The 18835-nt window shown below is 46.1% G+C and carries 15 protein-coding genes; 14 read left to right on the top strand and 1 reads right to left on the bottom strand.

Translation table 11 applies throughout. From position 1 onward, the window contains the following. The first annotated feature begins 56 nt into the window (after positions 1-56). Positions 57-1598 carry a 2,3-bisphosphoglycerate-independent phosphoglycerate mutase gene (gene gpmI / locus LC508_RS01040; protein WP_033141148.1) on the top strand — a complete coding sequence of 514 codons (1542 nt, stop codon included), beginning with the start codon at positions 57-59 and terminating at the stop codon, positions 1596-1598. Between the two features lie 119 nt (positions 1599-1717). Here the strand turns inward: gpmI and LC508_RS01045 are convergent, their stop codons facing one another. Then, complete coding sequence (locus tag LC508_RS01045) at positions 1718-2593, bottom strand: helix-turn-helix domain-containing protein (protein ID WP_103732201.1); 876 nt, start codon at positions 2591-2593, stop codon at positions 1718-1720. 214 nt (positions 2594-2807) lie between these two features. On the opposite strand from LC508_RS01045, the gene LC508_RS01050 reads away from it, so the two are divergent. From LC508_RS01050 to LC508_RS01110, 13 genes are all read left to right on the top strand, one after another. Then, a complete protein-coding gene (locus LC508_RS01050; protein ID WP_103732200.1) occupies positions 2808-4064 on the top strand; it encodes a uroporphyrinogen decarboxylase family protein in 1257 nt (418 codons plus the stop codon). Between the two features lie 234 nt (positions 4065-4298). Further along, the gene (locus tag LC508_RS01055) at positions 4299-6623 is read left to right on the top strand and encodes a SpaA isopeptide-forming pilin-related protein (protein ID WP_225305290.1); all 2325 of its coding nucleotides are present in this window, start codon (positions 4299-4301) and stop codon (positions 6621-6623) included. Positions 6624-7348: 725 nt separating this feature from the next. Further along, a complete protein-coding gene (ltrA, locus tag LC508_RS01060; RefSeq protein WP_198135805.1) occupies positions 7349-9166 on the top strand; it encodes a group II intron reverse transcriptase/maturase in 1818 nt (605 codons plus the stop codon). Positions 9167-9375: 209 nt separating this feature from the next. After that, on the top strand, positions 9376-10080 hold the full coding sequence (locus tag LC508_RS01065; protein ID WP_225305291.1) for an MSCRAMM family protein: 705 nt from the start codon (positions 9376-9378) through the stop codon (positions 10078-10080). Then, the gene (locus tag LC508_RS01070; RefSeq protein WP_054352354.1) at positions 10073-10654 is read left to right on the top strand and encodes a hypothetical protein; all 582 of its coding nucleotides are present in this window, start codon (positions 10073-10075) and stop codon (positions 10652-10654) included. Before LC508_RS01065 ends, LC508_RS01070 begins: the two co-directional genes overlap by 8 nt. Then, positions 10651-11310 (top strand): hypothetical protein, encoded by a 660-nt coding sequence (locus LC508_RS01075; protein WP_118594049.1) that lies wholly within the window; start codon positions 10651-10653, stop codon positions 11308-11310. Before LC508_RS01070 ends, LC508_RS01075 begins: the two co-directional genes overlap by 4 nt. Next, positions 11307-11804: a signal peptidase I gene (locus LC508_RS01080; RefSeq protein ID WP_054352356.1), complete on the top strand. Its 498-nt coding sequence runs from the start codon at positions 11307-11309 to the stop codon at positions 11802-11804. Before LC508_RS01075 ends, LC508_RS01080 begins: the two co-directional genes overlap by 4 nt. After that, entirely contained in the window at positions 11779-12471 is a 693-nt protein-coding gene (locus tag LC508_RS01085; protein ID WP_052099417.1) for a TasA family protein, read from the top strand. Before LC508_RS01080 ends, LC508_RS01085 begins: the two co-directional genes overlap by 26 nt. Positions 12472-12556: 85 nt before the next feature. Further along, the gene (gene eno, locus LC508_RS01090) at positions 12557-13876 is read left to right on the top strand and encodes a phosphopyruvate hydratase (RefSeq protein ID WP_033141141.1); all 1320 of its coding nucleotides are present in this window, start codon (positions 12557-12559) and stop codon (positions 13874-13876) included. A gap of 188 nt (positions 13877-14064) precedes the next feature. Continuing rightward, entirely contained in the window at positions 14065-14301 is a 237-nt protein-coding gene (secG, locus tag LC508_RS01095; RefSeq protein WP_018596465.1) for a preprotein translocase subunit SecG, read from the top strand. Positions 14302-14413: 112 nt separating this feature from the next. Then, entirely contained in the window at positions 14414-16606 is a 2193-nt protein-coding gene (rnr, locus tag LC508_RS01100; RefSeq protein ID WP_103731384.1) for a ribonuclease R, read from the top strand. 4 nt (positions 16607-16610) lie between these two features. Then, entirely contained in the window at positions 16611-17078 is a 468-nt protein-coding gene (gene smpB, locus LC508_RS01105) for an SsrA-binding protein SmpB (RefSeq protein WP_033141140.1), read from the top strand. Between the two features lie 42 nt (positions 17079-17120). Next, positions 17121-18800 (top strand): M3 family oligoendopeptidase, encoded by a 1680-nt coding sequence (locus LC508_RS01110; RefSeq protein ID WP_103731383.1) that lies wholly within the window; start codon positions 17121-17123, stop codon positions 18798-18800. Positions 18801-18835: the final 35 nt, after the last annotated feature.

Below are 18835 nucleotides of genomic sequence, written 5' to 3' on the forward strand. Positions count from 1 at the left end.
AAATGAAAAAGGTATGAGATGCAGAAATGGAATTTGACATATAAAGGAGAGAAAATATGAGTAAAAAACCAACCGTATTAATGATTCTCGATGGATATGGCCTGAATGATAATTGTGAGGCAAACGCTGTATGCGAGGCGAAGACTCCTGTTATGGACCAGTTAAAATCCCAGTGCCCCTTTGTAAAAGGCAATGCAAGCGGAATGGCCGTGGGCCTTCCGGAAGGACAGATGGGCAACTCTGAGGTGGGTCACCTGAACATGGGTGCAGGACGTATTGTCTACCAGGAGCTGACGAGAATCACAAAAGAGATTGAAGACGGGGATTTCTTCCGGAACGAAGCACTGCTGAAGGCAGTACGCAATGCCAAAGAGAACGGCTCAGCACTGCATTTATTCGGACTTCTTTCTGACGGTGGTGTGCACAGCCATAATACCCATGTGTATGGTATTCTGGAGCTGGCTAAGAGAGAAGGTCTTTCCAAAGTATTTGTACACTGCTTCCTGGACGGACGTGACACTCCGACCACAGCAGGAAAAGAATATATCAAAGAGCTCAATGACAAGATGAAAGAGCTGGGTGTTGGCCAGGTGGCATCCGTTATGGGACGTTACTATGCTATGGACCGTGACAACCGCTGGGATCGTGTGGAGAGAGCCTACAATGTTATGACTAAGGGAGAGGGCAAGCAGGCAGAGTGCCCTGTATGCGCTGTCAAGGACTCCTATGCGGCAGAGAAGACTGACGAATTTGTAGAGCCTACAGCCATTGTAAAAGACGGCCAGCCGGTAGGGATCATCAGGGACAAAGATTCTGTCATCTTCTTTAATTTCCGTCCTGACAGGGCGCGTGAGATCACGAGAGCCTTCTGTGATGAGGAGTTTACAGGTTTCGCAAGAGAGAAGAGACTGGATCTGACCTATGTATGCTTCACAGAGTATGACCCGACTATCCCGAACAAAGACGTGGCTTTCCATAAGGTAGCCATCAGCAATACATTCGGTGAATTCCTGGCTGCCCATGGCATGAAACAGGCACGTATCGCAGAGACAGAGAAGTATGCGCATGTGACCTTCTTCTTTAACGGTGGTGTGGAAGAGCCTAATGAGGGCGAAGACAGAATCCTGGTGAAATCACCCAAGGTTGCTACTTATGACCTGAAACCGGAGATGAGCGCTTATGAAGTCTGCGACAAGCTGACAGAGGCCATTCGCTCCGACAAATATGATGTTATCATCATCAACTTTGCCAACCCTGATATGGTAGGCCATACAGGAGTGGAAGAGGCAGCGATCAAAGCAGTGGAAGCCGTGGATGAGTGCGTAGGCAGAGCCGTGGACGCTGTGAAGGAAGTGGGAGGCCAGATGTTCATCTGTGCGGACCACGGAAATGCAGAGCAGTTGAAAGATTATGTGACAGGGGAAACCTTTACGGCCCACACAACGAATCCGGTGCCGTTCATTCTTGTCAATGCAGACCCCTGCTATGGTCTGAGAGAAGGCGGATGCCTGGCAGATATTGCACCTACACTGATTGAGATGATGGGGATGGAACAGCCGAAAGAAATGACTGGAAAATCTCTGCTGATCAGGAAATAAATGATTCAGTATGCCTGAATGAGAAAGGGCGCTGTTTCCCAAAACGGTTATAGGAACCGGGAGGGAACAGCGCTCTTTTTGCTGTACCGGAACAGTCTTCCGGACAGGATGTACGTAGATCAGGGGGATTTCTGAAAGCCGGAGGGGTCGAAGAATTTGCGGTAAACAGCAGGAGTGAAATCCAGGTCTTTTTTAAAGGCGCGGATAAAGTGGGAGGTGCTGGAAAAACCGCATTCCACGGCGATGGCGTCTATGGAGCGTGTGGTCTCCATAACAAGCTCCCTGGCCCGCCGGAGTCGGAGGGTGGACAGGTACTCATGGGGAGAGGAGCCGGTTTCGGCCTTGAATACCCGTGAAAAGTGGTATTTGCTCAGAGCTGTCTGGCGGGCAGCGTCCTCCACGGTCACTGGCTCCTGGAAATGGGTTTCCAGATAGAGGCAGGCTTTTTGAATGGAGGGGCTTAATGGTTTTCGGATTTTGGCAGCCAGAGAACCGAACAGGGTGTGGACCAGGGCGGAAAGACGGTGGTCATCAGGCTGGGGAAGACGGAGCTGATCCAAAAGCTGTTGGAAAGTTAACGCGGCCTCGGATTTATTACGGAACAGTGCTCCGTCTTTTTGGTAGAGATATTCACAGTAATCAGAGGTGATGCTGCCGTCAAAGTGAAAGAACTGGAACCTTACCTGTTTGGGTGTGTAATAATGGTGGGGATACATACAGTCTAAGAGAACGATATCCCCGGTAGCTGCTGTGAAAGAGTGATCCCTGTATGTAAAATGCAGTTCCCCTGACAAAATGCAGAAAAAAAGGTAAGAGTGCAGACCCTTTCGGCTGACCTGGTAGGGCGGTGCACAGAGATATTCAGCTCCCCAGTATACGCAGAAGAGATGCTCCTTCGCAAAGGGGGAGGGGGAATGAAAGTATATCCCTTTTTTGCTCATGATTCCCCGTTCCCCCGGTATCATGCCTTCCTCGTGTATTTTTTCCAATATCATAAGCAGCCTCCTGACAGCACAAAATGTATATTAATGAGCATGATTGAGTAGTGAAAAAACTATAAGAATAGTATATATTATGAATTAGAAACAAGCAAGACGGAATTACAGAGACATGGGAGAAAACTATTTTGTATGCGCACGATTTGTTAATTATGGGTAAACTGCGCATGTTGGGACGTACTTTTTGAAGTACGGGAAAGGAGAGGTAAGGATGACATCAAGAGAGAGAGTTCGCGCGGCGTTTGAACACAGGCAGCCGGATAAAGTGCCGGTGGATTTTGGGGGAATGTGCTGTTCCATGATCAATGCCATTGTGCTGAAGGATCTGCGGGCATATTACGGGCTGGAGTACCGTCCGCCGAAGATCAATGACATGTCCACCATGACAGCCTTTGTGGAGCCGGATCTGGCAGACTGCCTGGGATGTGATGTACAGCAGCTTTATAACTATGGGGACACTTACGGACATATCAATACAGACTGGAAAGAGTGGAGATACCGGGGAGAGACTGTGTTGATTCCCTCCAATGCGGTGGTAAAGGATGACGGAAAAGGCGGATATTTCGTCTATCCGGAGGGAGATGATTCCCTGCCCCCGTCCGGCCACATGCCCGCCAATGGATTTTACTTTGATAATCTTACGCGCACGCCGGAATTTGATGAGGACGAGGCTAATCCGGATGACAACGTGGAGGATTATACCCATGTGACAGATGAACAGATCGCCTACCACAAAAAAGTGCTGGCTCGGGTGAAAGGTTCACAGAGGGCCATACAGGTAGGCCCAGGCTATTTTGGCCTTGGGGATGCCAATAATATACCGGGACCAAATCTGAAGAATCCCAGGGGAATCAGAAGCATTCAGGAATGGTATATGGCGCCCCTTCTCTATCCGGATTACGTGGAAGAGGTTTTTGAGAAGGGAACAGATATTGCCATAGAGAGTTTTAAGAAATACTGGGATGCATTTGGTTCGGATATTGATATTCTCTTTATCTGCGGTACGGATTTCGGAACCCAGAGAGGCCCTTTTATGAGCCCGGAAGTGTTCCGCGACCTGTATATGCCGTATTATAAAAAGATGAATGACTGGGTGCATGAGCACACAACGTGGAAGACACTGAAACACTGCTGCGGGGGTATTTTCCCCATTCTTCCGTATATGATCGAAGGCGGGTTCGACGCCATCAACCCGGTGCAGTGTTCTGCAGAGGGAATGGACCCTAAGACACTGAAAGATACATACGGCAAAGACATTGTATTCTGGGGCGGCGGTGTGGATACACAGCAGGTACTGCCCTTTGGCAGGCCGGAGGAAGTGCGCAGACAGGTTCTGGAAAGACTGGAGATCTTTTCAAAGGACGGCGGCTATGTGTTTAATACCATACATAACATACAGGCCAATACCCCAATTGAAAATATAGCTGCCATGATTGAGGCTGTGAAGGAGTTCAACGGGGACAGGTAATAATATTTCAACAAAAATGCAGGGTAAAACAAGACGGGAATTTGTGAAAGTTTCCGTCTTGTTTTCATGAATTTCGTATGCTATGATTTATCTACAAATCAAATCTCGGAGCGATTCCGAAAATCTGAAAAGGCCGTTCGGCCGAAGTTTCCAAATGTAAAGTAAAAGCAGAAGGGGTAAAAAGATCCTTATAGGGGAATTTTGCGCCCTGAAGCGGAAAGGGGCATTGTTTTTATGAAAAAATGGAAGAAGGTTCTGGCAGCAGGGCTTCTTACAGTCCTTTTTTCCTGTGCTGTCTGTGCACAGGCAATTTCTGCCGGAAACGGCAGGGATATGCTGCATACGGATGCGCACGGTTTGGCTGTGGGGACAGCAGCGGGGGGAAAAGGCCCTCCGTTCAAATCGTCAGGAGGACAGGAATATGGACAGAAGTCCATAGGAGCAGAAAAAACTGCAGTTCAGAAGGAGGTTGCAGAAAATGATCACAGCAAGAAAGTGGGATTACACGGATGTACAGGAGAAAAGACAGAATATCAGAGCTCATCAGGCTATGAAGAAGACATGGAATCCGGCCAGATGCCGGGAACAGGCCAGATTTCCGGTCTGGAGACAGGGCGAGGGGAAAAGCCTGCCTGTAGTACATCCGCAGTACAGAAAGAAATGTCCTGTGATCCAGGTGTGGAGGCACGGGGAATATACAAAGCTGCCGGTCACCCGAAAACACAGTATATATCCGGCAAAGGATATGTACAAAAGAGACAAGAGCAGCAAAATTCTGACCTGGAACCCGGATATAAACAGAAAAACGGGCAGGATAGCTGTGAGGAAACCGAGATCAGTCTAATGGCTGAAGGAGGTGCAAAAGAGTTCGGCAGGCAGAAAAAGACGGACGGTTTGGAAGAGCCTGCAGGTTCTGCTTCTGCGCAGAAGCAGCCGGAGGATGTCAGTACGCCCGGTGAAAAGGACAAAAAGGAAAAACCGGAAAAGCAGCCGGGAAAGGAGAAGCGGCTGGAACAGAAGAAACAGCTAGAGAAAGAGAAACAGCTAGAGCAGGAAAAACAACCAGGGCAGGAGAAACAGCCAGGGCAGGGTAATCAGCCAGGGCAGGGTAATCAGCCAGGGCAGGAGAAGCAGCCGGAACAGGGTAAACAGCCAGGGCAGGAGAAGCAGCCGGAACAGGGTAATCAGCCAGAGCAGGAAAAACAGCCGGAACAAGAGGAACAGTCGGGGCAGGAGGCACAGTCGGGGCAGGGTAATCAGCCAGAACTGGAGGCGCAGCCGGAACAAGAGGAACAGCCAGGGCAGGAGGAACAGCCAGAACAGGAGGTGCAGCCGGAACAGGATACATCCGGGCCGCTGTTGGAGGAACAGATACCGGGACAGTATTCCAGAATCTCGGATATGTACCTGAGGAGTGCGGCCACCAGTACCATACAGGTGGGATGGCAGGAATCCTTAGGTTCCATTGACCCCGGCCTTTTAAGCCTGGACGATCCGTATAATGTCTCGATCAAGTATGTGGACTCCAGCGATTCTGACAACCAGGATATGCGGGGAAAGTGGCGCCTTCTTTACTGTGTGCAGTATCAGCACAATGCGCCGGAGGGGCAGATTACCTGGGATGGAGCAGGGCGTGTGTCACCGTCTATTGCCTATCTTATGTACTGGGGCTGCCGCTACTGGGGCCAAGAGAGCCTGTGGCCAAATTACAGGACAGGATACGGATGGAAATATGATGCACTGGCCACCCAGTATGCTGTCCACATAGTCAACGGGGAATTCTCCCTGAACACACTTTATAATCATCTCAAAGGATCTAAAAAAGAACAATTCTACAGCATCATCAACAAGATGGTAAATGATGCAAATCATCCCCCCTATTACACACCGTTTGCTGACGGATGGAGAGATTTTGACTACGCATTGTCTGACTCCAGTGTGACCTGGACAGCTCAGGATTATAACGGCAAGGCCGGTTTCACAACAAAATGGATCAGCCAGAACCTGTCGGACGGCCTCACAGACTGCAGCGAGTACATCACATCCAAAAAGGGAACGGCGGACAACGGTGCCACCGTGATCTGGAAGGACAGCGGCGATGCGTCCGCATTCCGGATCTGGATTCCCAAAACACAATATCTGCTGCTGCAGGAAAAAGGGGCCAAGGTCACAGCAACAATCTCAGGAAACCATTCCCTGTATCTGGCGGGATGGGTATATAAAAGCAGTAATTCCAAATATCAGATGGTGACCATGCTGGAGGGCGGCGGTGGTTCCGCGGCACATAAAAAGACAGTTACAGCCCAGATTCCCAAAAAGGCGGTAAGCTGCTACATTGATCTTCAAAAAGCGGACAAGGATACCGAAGAAACAAAACCACAGGGCAATGCGGAATTTTCCGGTGCGGTATATGAAGTGAAAAATAAAGCAGGGACCGTGGTGGACAAAATGACCACAAATACATCAGGGAAAGCCACCAGCGTACCGCTTGCTACAGGAACTTATACAGTCAGGGAGGTTACCGCGCCAAAAGGATATAACCGTGTGAAACGTTCCTAGCTGAAAAGGCTAGGCAGACAGCAAGTGCTGTTTAGAACTATTACTTTGAGAAATCAAATGAGTGGGTAACGCCACAAAGGGTTTCCTCTAATACTCCGACATGCGGGAAAAGTTGATATTAACATGAACCGTATGAAGCTCGGTGAAGTCGGTTGAAAGTGACCGTAAAGCATTATCAAATGCTACGAAATCTGCTCAGAGGTGGGCGGTGTCACCCATAGACCGGGAGTCTATAAAATACTCATGGATAGAATGGGTTCGCAAAACTATTGGCGAGACGAACCTGACGAATCTCCGAATGTACGGGTCTATAACCCTAATGCACAGAAATGTGTATGCCACGTGCGTGGTGTCAGTGCGGACGAGTAAGATTAGTTGTTATGAAAATCCGTTTATTGTTAAAGGCAGTAACAAGCTGACAGGCTCAAAGGAGAATCCTAAAAGTATATGTAAAGATAAAAGTAATGGAACGTTGGAAGCTGCCAACATGGAGAAAATATCTTCTATGAAGTGGTTGAAAGGAAATCTTTTGTGAAAATAGCAGAAGTATAACTTTATTTATGGCAGTGAAAGCGGTGACATGGTACTGATGAAGCGTCTAACAAACGTGGAGGGACGGTCACTAGTCTATGAAAGATGTATCATTCATTCTTCTTAGTAAGTTGTTAGAATAAGGTTCTGGTGAGACTAAAAAGGGCAAACCTCAATTAAGGAGGAGCCAACTTATTAAAAAGACAAACAAACTAAGGTACGCTGAGTATTATGATATGCAGTCTAAATTAGACCAATTATATATGCAAAGCAAGAATGGAAATAACTTTTATAAGCTGACAAAGCTTATGGAAAGTGAAGAAAATATCCGATTAGCCTATCGGAATATAAAGAAGAACATGGGCAGTCATACTGCTGGTGTTGATGGAAAAACAATAGCTGACATCGAAGATTTGACAGTTGAGGAAGTTGTAACAAAAATACGGGAAATGTTCAAATGGTATGAACCTGAAAAAGTCCGAAGAGTGTATATCCCTAAACCTGATGGACGGAAACGACCGTTAGGCATTCCCGCTATATGGGACAGGTTATTCCAACAATGTATTCTTCAGATTTTAGAACCTATATGTGAAGCAAAATTTCATCCACACAGTTACGGATTCCGACCAAACAGAAGTGCTCATCATGCAATAGCAAGAGCAAATCATTTTATGAATAATAAAGGGAACGGATACCATTATTGTGTTGATATGGACATTAAAGGATTTTTTGATAATGTAAATCATGGAAAATTGCTAAAACAAATGTGGACAATGGGAATACGAGAAAAGAAACTGCTTTCCATAATTTCCACTTTATTAAAAGCAGAAATTATCGGAGAGGGTAAGCCGATAAAAGGAACACCGCAAGGCGGTATATTAAGTCCGTTATTGGCAAATATTGTGTTGAATGAACTTGACTGGTGGATTAGCAATCAGTGGGAAACAATCAAAACTATAAGAGAATATACAACACATAAGGGTGCAAGAAGAGCCTTGATGAGACAAAGGAAGAATCTAAAACATTGCTATATGGTTCGTTATGCCGATGATTTTAAAATCTTCTGTCGAGATTATCCGAGTGCATTGAGATTGTATCATGCTACGCAAGATTTTATTGAAAGAAGATTGAAATTGGAAATCAGTCCCGAAAAATCAAAAATAGTCAATCTTAGAAAACAGCGAAGTGAATTTCTGGGTTTTACTATGTATGTAAGACCAAAAAGAAATGGTTATGTGGCTTATAGTCACATGAGTGACAAGGCAATCAGACATGCACATGATAAACTAAAACAATCTATTAAAAGGATTGCAAAGGAACAATCACGTGACGCAGTGTGGAAATATAATACGGTAGTAATGGGAATCCATAATTACTATGAAGTAGCCACGCACGTAAACAGAGATTTAGCCCATATGAGTCAACACCTTACAAAATCTTTATACAACAGGCTGAGAAGAGATTGGAGACCAGCGAGTAAAGCAGATTTATCCATAACACTTTTAAAACGTTATGGCAGGTATAATCCAAAATGGTATAAAGCTCACGATATGATTATCATTCCTATATACACATGGAAACACAGGTATGCGATACAATTCAATCAAAATATCTGTCCATATACAAAAGAAGGAAGAGCCTTGATACACAATAATCTAAAAGCGGTGAGCAGGGAAGTTCTTATACACATACAGAGATATTATTGTGATTATCGTTCTATTGAATATAACGATAATCGTATCTCAAAATTTATTTCTCAATATGGAAAATGTGCAATCAGTGGCGAAGAATTAACGTTGAGGGATTGGGAGTGTCATCATAAAGTTCCCTTGAAATATGGTGGAACAGACAAATATAACAATCTTATTATTATGATACTACCATTTCATAAAGCAATTCATAAAAGGGATAGAAAAGAACTTGACAATCTAATGGAGAAGTATCAGTTATCAGAACAAAAAAGGAAGTTATGTATAGAATTACATGAACTGGCTAATCAATCAGAAAAATAGATACATTGGAGTAGATGGCACGCCGTATGAGGTGAAAGTCTCATGTACGGTGTAGAGTGGGGGAAAATTCGGAGATAATATCAAAGAATTACCTATCACTATTGGATAAAAATACATATACGGTTACCTTTACAAACACGGATTTGAATCAGACCGTATACCGGAAAAGCGTCCGCTCAGAGGAGCCTGTGAAAAAGGGAAATGTGACTTTGAAGAAATTATCATCAGAGTCTGACAAGACCTTAAAGGGTGCGGTTTTTTATCTCTATACAAGTAAAAACAAAAAAGTAGGAGAATACACTACGGATGATAAGGGATGTATCACAGTCAAAAATTTACCATGGAACAGTTACTTCTTCATTGAGCAGACTGCGCCGGAGGGATACGAACTGTCCGATGAGAAGATCGCATTTTCTATAAATAAGGAATCCGCGGGAAAGACCCTGGAGGTTGCGGCCAGGAATACACCGAGAAAAGTAAAACTCATTCTGGAAAAAGAGATCCGTGCGGATGAGATCAATTTTGCCAACGGCAACCCCATTTTTCTGTTTGAGGTTAAGGGGGTGGATCTGGAAGGAAAGACACATATTCTGCATGGAACTGCCGAATTTACCAGGGAGTATACGGAACAGGAGAAAAACAGTGATGGTACGATCCGAAAAACTGTCACATTTTCGGAATTACCTGCCGGTACTTACACGGCATATGAGATGGAAGTTATGCGGTATTCACTGGAAGATATTACAGAAATAACAGGAGGCACCAGGAAGGAAGATACCGTGGTATTTGACCTGATCCAAAACGATGCCGGCCGCGCAGTCTTTATCAATCATAAAGACGAATGGCAGGACTGGTCAGATACGTCTGTCTGTGAAAATATTATTTTGAAGAGGGAAAAGGAAGAACATGAGTGAAGTCAGAAAAAAAGAACGGCTGAAGGAAGCCGCGGCACTGCTGCTGCTGATTCTTCTGCTGACAGCAGCCGGTCTGGCTGTGGGTGTGGGGAGTGCTTATTTCAGTGACCAGGACGCGCGCAGCAACCGAATCAGACCGGGTGACAGCAATCTGGAGATCACAGAGGAATTTCATCCCCCGGATGAGTTAAAGCCCGGGGAGGTCATAGCAAAAAGCGTGCAGATTGCCAACAAAGGCAAATCCAGTTGTTTTATACGGTGCAGGCTTCTTATGGATGATGAGGAAATCCTGCCCTATCTGCATCTGGGAATCGATTCAGAAAACTGGGAGAAGTCAGAAGATGGATACTATTATTACAAAAGCGCACTGGAGATGGGAGAGATCACTACAGAACTGCTGAGACAGATTACCGTGTCAGAGGGTGCACCGGAAGAATTGTTAAAGCGGGGATTTTCCCTGAGTGTCTATGCGGAATCTTACCAGCAGGGCCAGTTTTTAAAAGACGCCTGGCAGGAGGCATGGAAACATTTTGACAGGAACAAAAAAACAGGGAAAGAGGAGGGGAATGTATGAAAAGAAAGAGATATCATCCGCTGTTGTGCATCTGCCTACTGTTTGTAGGATTGAGTCTTCCGGTCCCTGTCCTGGCAGAAAAGGCCGAAGGTCTGGAAAAAGCCAAGGGGAAGGTGGATATCAGGCTTGAAGAATTCACCCTGGATAGAAACGGCCGGGAAGTACCCTGGAAGGACCTGGAGGCAGTTATGCCCGGACAGGAGATCATAAAGATTCCCAGAGTCACTAATTTGCAAAATGAATGTGAGATTCGGGCTAAGATTGAAGTGACCATGGGAAAGGAGGTGAAGCTGCCCGTCACAGAGGATATGATAAAGGGAATGCCAAAAGAATGGAAACGACGGGAGGATGGCTGGTATTACTATGAGAAGAAACTGAAAAAAGGTGAGAAAACAGACATCTTCCGTTCTTTTACCATTCCTTCTGCGTGGGATACAAAATATGACAGCAGTGGAAATATCATAAAATACTACACGGAGAACAGCCTGGATATTGTTGTAACCGTGGAGGCTGTGGGAGAGGGAGACTGGACAAAAGAAAAAGCCACAGTACGCTCCCCGAAGACAGGTGATGATACAGCCCTCTTTTTGACAGCGGTTCTGTGTCTGGGATCTGCGGCTGCGGCCTATGCGGTGTGGAAATGGAGAAAACAATGAAAAAAGCATGTTACCGCATAGGGGAAATCTTGTACTGGGTACTTTGTCTGCTTTTGATAGCCAACATAGCCTTATGTATTTTCGGTATTCGTCCATTTGTTGTTGTCAGCGGATCAATGGAACCGGCCATTCAAACGGGAAGTATATCCTGGGTAAATCTCCGCGCGGATGCCGATCACCTGCAGCAGGGGGACATTCTGGCTTTTGAAAGAAATGACGGAGAACTGGTCCTGCACCGGATTCTCCGAAGAACAGAAGCGGGAATAGTGACAAAGGGGGATGCCAATTCGGTGCCGGATGCGGCTTTGGTGAGAGTACACCAGATAAAAGGTAAGGTTTTGTTTAGCGTCCCGTATGTGGGAAAGGCGTTTATGAAAAACGCAGAAGAGTTTGCCGTATTTTTTTTAACAGGCAGTGTGATTTTATTTATTTTATTAAAAACAGTGAAAATTTCAGGAGGAACGTATTATGAGAAACATAACACGGAAGAGTAAAAAACAAGCATTTCTTTTATGTCTGGCACTGGCAGCCATACTTTTGGCCGGAAGTGCGGCGGCGTACTTTACGGACAGGGAACAGGTGAAAAACCATTTAACCATCGGTAAAGTGGATATTACCCTGACAGAACCGAAGTGGGACGCTGTGCCTGAGAAAGAAAAGCAGGATATCACGCCCAATAAAAAGCTGATCAAAGATCCTAAGGTGACCAATGTGGGGATAAATGACGCTTTTGTCTTTGTCACAGTACAGGTGCCGGTGGCAGATGTCATTACTGCAAACCAGGACGGCAGCAGGAATCCAAAGGCACTTACGGAACTTTATTCCTGGACCGTCAACAGCGGTTGGACAAGGATGGGAAATGCGGCAGACATTAAAAATGAGAGTAATGTGGTGGTAGCCCATGAGTACAAATATGTATACGGCACAGAGTCTGCCTGCACCGCGCTGGCAAAAGGAATCACAACACCGGAGCTTTTCAGTTCCGTAACTTTTGCCAATGTGATCGAGGGCGAAAAAATGCCGGATGGAACTGCCATGGAGGAGGCAGCAACGGATATTGATCTGAAGGCTTTTGCCATTCAGACTACGGATCTTACGGAGAAGGATGTGACGGACCCTGCAAACGTCTGGAAAATTTTTGAAACACAGAATAAATCCTGACAGCGTAAAATAATTTGTCAAGGCATATTTTTACCGGAGCCAGACAATACTAGTTTTGTATGAAGAAATTGCAGGAGGTAATGCCATGTATCGTTATTTACCAATACGAAAGGTATACGCCAGAGAAGTATTAGACTCCAGAGGAAATCCGACTGTGGAAGTGGAAGTGACAGTCGGTGAAGGAATAGTGGGAAAAGACGGGGTGACAGGAAGGGCGATCGTACCCTCCGGCGCATCTACGGGAAGATTTGAGGCAGTTGAGCTGAGAGACGGAGAAAAAAGGTATAGAGGCCTTGGTGTACAGAAGGCTGTGAACAATGTCAATGTGAAGCTGGCAGACGCTGTGCTTGGAGAAAACGCGCTGAGGCAGAGTCATATTGACAATCTCCTTCTGGAAGCAGACGGAACCGACAACAAGGAGCATATAGGTGCCAATGCGGTGCTGGGTGTGTCGCTGGCTGTGGCGAGAGCGGCCGCCAAAGCCCTGAAGCTTCCTCTTTATCAGTACCTCGGCGGATGTCACGCAAAGAGAATGCCGGTTCCCATGATGAATATATTAAACGGAGGAAAACATGCGGACAACACGGTAGACTTCCAGGAATTTATGATCATGCCGGTGGGAACAGAGAGCTTCCATGAAGGTCTGCGCATGTGTACAGAAATCTATCAGGCTCTGAAAAAGATACTGAAGGACAAAGAGTTATCCACAGGAGTAGGGGACGAGGGCGGCTTTGCGCCAAATCTGAGCAGTGCCGGGGAAGTATTTGAGATCCTGAATCAGGCTGTGGAAAAGTGCGGTTATGCACCGGGGGAACAGATCTGCTATGCTATGGATGCTGCGGCAAGCGAACTGTATGACCAGGAAAAAGACTGTTATTACTTTCCAGGGGAATCCCAGATGAACGGCAGTGAAGTACAGAGAAATTCCAGGGAAATGGTAGAATATTACCAGGAGCTGCTGGATAAATTTCCGATTGTCTCGATAGAGGACGGCTTACACGAGGATGACTGGGACGGATGGCAGCTCATGACGCAGGAGCTTGGTGAAAAGGTGCAGCTTGTGGGAGATGACCTGTTTGTCACGAACGTAAAACGACTCAAATGCGGTATTAAGTTAAACGCGGGAAATGCCATATTGGTGAAAGTAAACCAGATCGGCACTCTGACAGAGGCTATGGATGCTGTGGAAATGGCCCAGAAAGCAGGATATCGGGCAGTGATATCCCACCGCTCCGGTGAGAGTGAGGATACTTTTATTGCGGATCTGGCTGTTGCAGTGAATGCGGGACAGATCAAAACAGGTGCTCCCTGCCGTTCAGAACGTACAGCAAAATATAACAGACTTTTAAGGATTGAGGATTCTCTTGGCGCGCAGGCTTGTTATGAGACACCATTTGAGAGATAAAATCCCGAGACATCCGGCGCGATACAGAGCAGAATGCTCCATATCTGTGCATCGCGAAGCGTGATACTGGGCACGCAGTGAACAGTAACTATAATATTTCCAGAAACAGGCTAAAATCGCTAAAAACAGTTGAAATCTCGGAAATACTGTGATACACTAATTTTGTTTGACGATTAGGAGGTGTAATCATGGAAATTTTGAGAATTGTACTGACGATTTTATTCGTTATTGATTGTATTGGGTTGACCGTTATTATTCTGATGCAGGAAGGAAAATCTCAGGGACTTGGCACAATTGCTGGTATGGCTGATACCTATTGGGGTAAAAACAAGGGCCGTTCTATGGAAGGGGCACTGGTTAAAGCCACTAAGATCATGGGAATTTTATTCTTTGTTCTGGCACTGGTTTTGAATCTGAAATTTTAAGAGATGGCACTCTTGCAGTCACGCAAGGGTGTCATATTTTTATAGGCGAAAGACGCCTTTAGTTAGGAGTAAATATTTGAAAAAAAATGCGCAGGTTAAGAAACGCAAAAAGATGCTGTATGAGATCATGTGCTGCAAGGAGTATACGCCTATGCGGGCGAAGGAACTTGCAGTGCTCTTACAGATTCCGGCAGGAAAAAGAGAGGAGCTTCATAAGACTCTGGACATGCTGCTGGAGGAAGGAAAAATAAGCATCAACAAGCGGGGCCGCTATGAGGCGGTGAGAAAAGAGAGCGGGAAGAAGGAAAAGGAACCTTCCCGTGAATATGAGAAGAAAAACAAAGCAAAACGTGAATTTTATCTGACAGGAACCTTTGTGGGCAATGCCAAGGGATTCGGCTTTGTGGAGGTGGAAGGTGAAGACGAGGATATTTTTATCCCCGAGGAACACACCGGTGATGCGCTCCACAAGGATACCGTACAGGTAAGAATCCTGAGAGAGGAAAGAGACGGAAGGCGCAGGGAAGGCGCAGTGGTCAAGGTACTGGAACACGGAATGAAAGAGGTTGTCGGCACATATGAGAAGAGTGACAGCTTTGGCTTCCTGGTTCCTGACAACAGAAAATTTTCAAAAGATATTTTTATCCCCATGGAACACTCCATGGGTGCTGTCAGCGGTGATAAAGTAGTGGCGGCTATCCGCAGTTACGGCAGCAGAAGCAGAAACCCGGAGGGAAAGGTGAAGGAGATTCTGGGCCATCTGGGTGAAAAGGGCGTGGATGTCATGTCTGTGGCCAGAAGCTATGACCTGCCCATGGAGTTTCCGGAAAAGGTGCTGAACCAGGCGGAAAGAATCAGGGAAACCCTCAATGAGGGTGACTATTACGGACGCATGGATTTGAGGGATTGGACCATGGTCACCATTGACGGGGAAGATGCAAAGGATCTGGATGATGCGGTGTCTATTACGAAAGAGGGAGAGTTCTATCATCTGGGCGTGCATATTGCCGATGTGAGCAATTATGTACAATACAACAGTGCCCTTGACAGAGAGGCACTGAAAAGAGGAACCAGTGTCTACCTGGTTGACCGTGTCATTCCCATGCTCCCCAAGAAGCTGTCCAATGGCATCTGTTCCCTGAATGCAGGGGAAGACCGCCTGGCACTCAGTTGTCTCATGGATATTGATAAGAAGGGAAATGTGATTGGGCATAAGATCGCAGAGACTGTCATTCATGTGGACAGAAGGATGACATATACGAATGTGAAAAAAATCCTGCTCCACGAGGATGAGGAGGTTACCGGGGAATACGCGGAACTGGCCCCCATGTTTTTCCTTATGCAGGAATTATCAGGGATATTGAGAAAGAAAAGAGGAAAACGGGGAGCTATTGACTTTGATTTCCCGGAAAGCAAGATAAAGCTGGATGAAAACGGCAGGCCTACAGAGATATATCCCTATGAACAGAATGTGGCAACAGAAATTATCGAAGATTTTATGCTGCTGGCGAATGAGACGGTTGCGGAGGAGTATTATTTCAGGGAGATTCCCTTTGTGTACAGAACGCACGATAATCCGGACCCGGAGAAGATGGAGGCAGTGCTTTCCATGATACGCGGAACGGGGATCAAAGTGAAAAAGGCAAAGCAGGAGATCCATCCAAAAGAAGTGCAGCGGATTCTGGATGAAATCGAGGGAATGGATTGTGAACCTTTCTTTTCCAGACTGCTTCTGCGCTCCATGAAGCAGGCAAAATACACCACTGACTGCAGCGGGCACTTTGGACTGGCAGCCAGATATTACTGCCATTTTACCTCTCCGATCAGGAGATACCCGGACCTGCAGATACACAGGATCATCAAGGAGACCATCCATGGAAGAATGACCCAGGATAAGAAAAAACATTATGGGGATCTCCTGGACGCGGTTGCCAATCAGTCCAGCACCTTGGAGCGCAGAGCAGAGGAAGTGGAGCGGGAAACCGTGAAGATGAAGAAAGCAGAATACATGGAATCCCATCTGGGCGAAATCTTTGAGGGCACCATATCCGGCGTTATGGAATGGGGCTTTTACGTGGAACTGTCAAATACAGTGGAAGGGCTGGTGCATGTCAATACACTGACCGATGACTACTATATCTTCGACAGGGAGCATTACAGCCTGACCGGCGAAACGACAAAAAGGCAATATATCATGGGACAGAAAGTAAAGGTGCGGGTTGAAAATGCGGATATTGTCACAAAAGCAGTGGATTTTTCACCTGTGATCGGGGAAAGTGAAGAAATGGTGAGAGGAAAGGATTAAAATTATGGGAAAAGAATCAGGGATTCGTCTGATCGCAAACAATAAAAAAGCCTATCATGATTATTTTATAGAAGATACCTATGAGGCGGGTATCGAGCTTGCAGGCACTGAGGTAAAGTCCATGCGCATGGGAAAATGCAGCATTAAGGAGTCCTTTATTCAGATTGACAGAGGCGAGGTCTTTGTCTACGGCATGCATATCAGCCCTTATGAGAAAGGGAATATCTTCAATAAAGATCCTCTGAGAACCAGAAAGCTTCTCCTGCACCAGTATGAGATTCGTAAGATCGCAGGAAAAATAGCAGAGAAGGGTTATACCCTGGTACCGCTTAAGGTTTACTTCAAAGGCAGCCTTGTGAAAGTGGAAATCGGCATCGCAAAAGGCAAGAAGCTGTATGACAAGAGGCAGGACATTGCCAAGAAGGATCAGAAAAGAGAAGCTGAGCGGGAATTTAAAGTAAAAAACTTATAAAAAAGCGCGGGAATAAATTCAGTGAAAAGCGAGGAAACCAACATGAAATTTTGTGATATGCCGTATGAGAGAATTGACTTTGGAAAAGTAAAAGAGGAACTGCTGGGACTGATGAAGGCATTTGAAATGGCAGAAAGTGCACAGGAACAGTTTGAGATCCACAAAAAGTATTATGCCCTCTCTGACCGGGTTTCCACACAGGTCACCCTGGCATCCATCCGGCACAGCATGGATACCACAGATGCGTTTTATGAAGAAGAAAAGGCTTACTACGATGAACAGGTGCCTGCTTACAGCAACCTGTCTGTGGAGTATTTGAAACTGCTGTATCATTCCCGGTTCAGGGAAGAGCTGGAGCAGATCATCGGGCCTGTAGCATTTAAAAATATGGAGCTTTCCTTCCGCTGTGTAAATGAATCCGTGATACCGATCATGCAGGAGGAAAACGCGCTGGTGACAGAATATGAAAAACTCCTGGCCAGTGCCAAAATAGACTGGGATGGGGAAATATTAAATCTGTCTCTTTTAGGTCCTTATCTCAAGCATAAAGACCCGGAAGTCCGAAGACGGGCATATGAAAAGCAGAATGCATTCTTCATGGGTATTGCGGATAAACTGGATGAGCTGTACGACAAGCTGGTAAAGAACAGGACACGCCAGGCAAAAGAGCTGGGCTTTGAGAGTTATACAGAGCTGGGGTATCTGCGTATGCAGCGGAACAGCTACCAGAGAGAACAGGTGGAAAATCTGAGACGGCAGGTAAAAGAGGTCTTTGTGCCATTTGCGGAGAGTCTGTATGAGAACAGAAGAGAGCGCCTGGGTCTGGATAAGATGTATTTTTCAGATGAACAGGTCTATGGAAAGGATGGAAATCCCCAGCCGTTTGGGACACCGGAAGAGATTCTGGAAGCCGGACAGAAAATGTACGGAGAGCTTTCAAAAGAGACAAGGGAATTTTTTGACTTCATGATGGAGAACGAGCTTCTGGATGTGTTCGGTAGAAAGACAAAGGCAGTGGGCGGATATATGACATATATACCGGATTATAAATCTCCGTTTATTTTTGCCAATTTTAACGGAACCAGTGATGATGTGAATGTCATTACACACGAGTGCGGGCATGCTTTTCAGGGGTATCTGGCATCAGAGGACCCTATTCGGGAGCATGCTGATATCGGTATGGAGACTGCAGAGATCCATTCCATGTCAATGGAGTTTTTCACGGAGCCCTGGTATCCTCTGTTTTTTGCCGGAGTCAAGGCTGAGGCATACCGGGAGATGCATCTGGAAGATGCGGTATTATTCATTCCCTACGGCTGTATGGTGGATGAGTTCCAGCACAGGGTCTATGATGATCCGGATATGACGCCAAAGGAGAGAAAAGCCGTTTGGAAAGAGCTGGAGAAGACCTATAAACCGCATTTGGATTATGGCAGTCTGCAGTTCTTTGCAGAGGGCGGTTACTGGCAGCGGCAGCATCACATTTACAGCTTCCCTCTCTATTATATTGACTATGTGATTGCACAGCTCTGTGCCTTTGAGTTCAAAAATAAGATGCAGGAGAATTATGAGGAAGCGTGGAAAAGCTATCTGCAGCTCTGCAGACTGTCTGCTTCGGATTATTTTGAAAATCTTCTGCGGAAAGCCGGACTGCGCTCCCCCTTTGAGGATGGATGTATTCAGGAAATCGTGGATAAACTGAAGAAGGATATCACCAGGTAAGAAAAGCTGCGGCCGGGATAGGATTCCGGCCGCTG

It is taken from the genome of Blautia parvula (assembly GCF_020215665.1).
GTDB lineage: Bacteria > Bacillota > Clostridia > Lachnospirales > Lachnospiraceae > Blautia > Blautia celeris.

Bases quoted from the DNA above. Each gene is read 5' to 3' on its own strand.
- LC508_RS01110 (WP_103731383.1), top strand. From the start codon at position 17,121: ATGAAATTTTGTGATATGCCGTATGAGAGAATTGACTTTGGAAAAGTA.
- LC508_RS01085 (WP_052099417.1), top strand. From the start codon at position 11,779: ATGAGAAACATAACACGGAAGAGTAAAAAACAAGCATTTCTTTTATGT.
- smpB (WP_033141140.1), top strand. From the start codon at position 16,611: ATGGGAAAAGAATCAGGGATTCGTCTGATCGCAAACAATAAAAAAGCC.
- rnr (WP_103731384.1), top strand. From the start codon at position 14,414: ATGCTGTATGAGATCATGTGCTGCAAGGAGTATACGCCTATGCGGGCG.
- LC508_RS01050 (WP_103732200.1), top strand. From the start codon at position 2,808: ATGACATCAAGAGAGAGAGTTCGCGCGGCGTTTGAACACAGGCAGCCG.
- LC508_RS01080 (WP_054352356.1), top strand. From the start codon at position 11,307: ATGAAAAAAGCATGTTACCGCATAGGGGAAATCTTGTACTGGGTACTT.
- LC508_RS01045 (WP_103732201.1), bottom strand. From the start codon at position 2,593: ATGATATTGGAAAAAATACACGAGGAAGGCATGATACCGGGGGAACGG.
- gpmI (WP_033141148.1), top strand. From the start codon at position 57: ATGAGTAAAAAACCAACCGTATTAATGATTCTCGATGGATATGGCCTG.
- eno (WP_033141141.1), top strand. From the start codon at position 12,557: ATGTATCGTTATTTACCAATACGAAAGGTATACGCCAGAGAAGTATTA.
- LC508_RS01075 (WP_118594049.1), top strand. From the start codon at position 10,651: ATGAAAAGAAAGAGATATCATCCGCTGTTGTGCATCTGCCTACTGTTT.
- LC508_RS01055 (WP_225305290.1), top strand. From the start codon at position 4,299: ATGAAAAAATGGAAGAAGGTTCTGGCAGCAGGGCTTCTTACAGTCCTT.
- LC508_RS01070 (WP_054352354.1), top strand. From the start codon at position 10,073: ATGAGTGAAGTCAGAAAAAAAGAACGGCTGAAGGAAGCCGCGGCACTG.
- secG (WP_018596465.1), top strand. From the start codon at position 14,065: ATGGAAATTTTGAGAATTGTACTGACGATTTTATTCGTTATTGATTGT.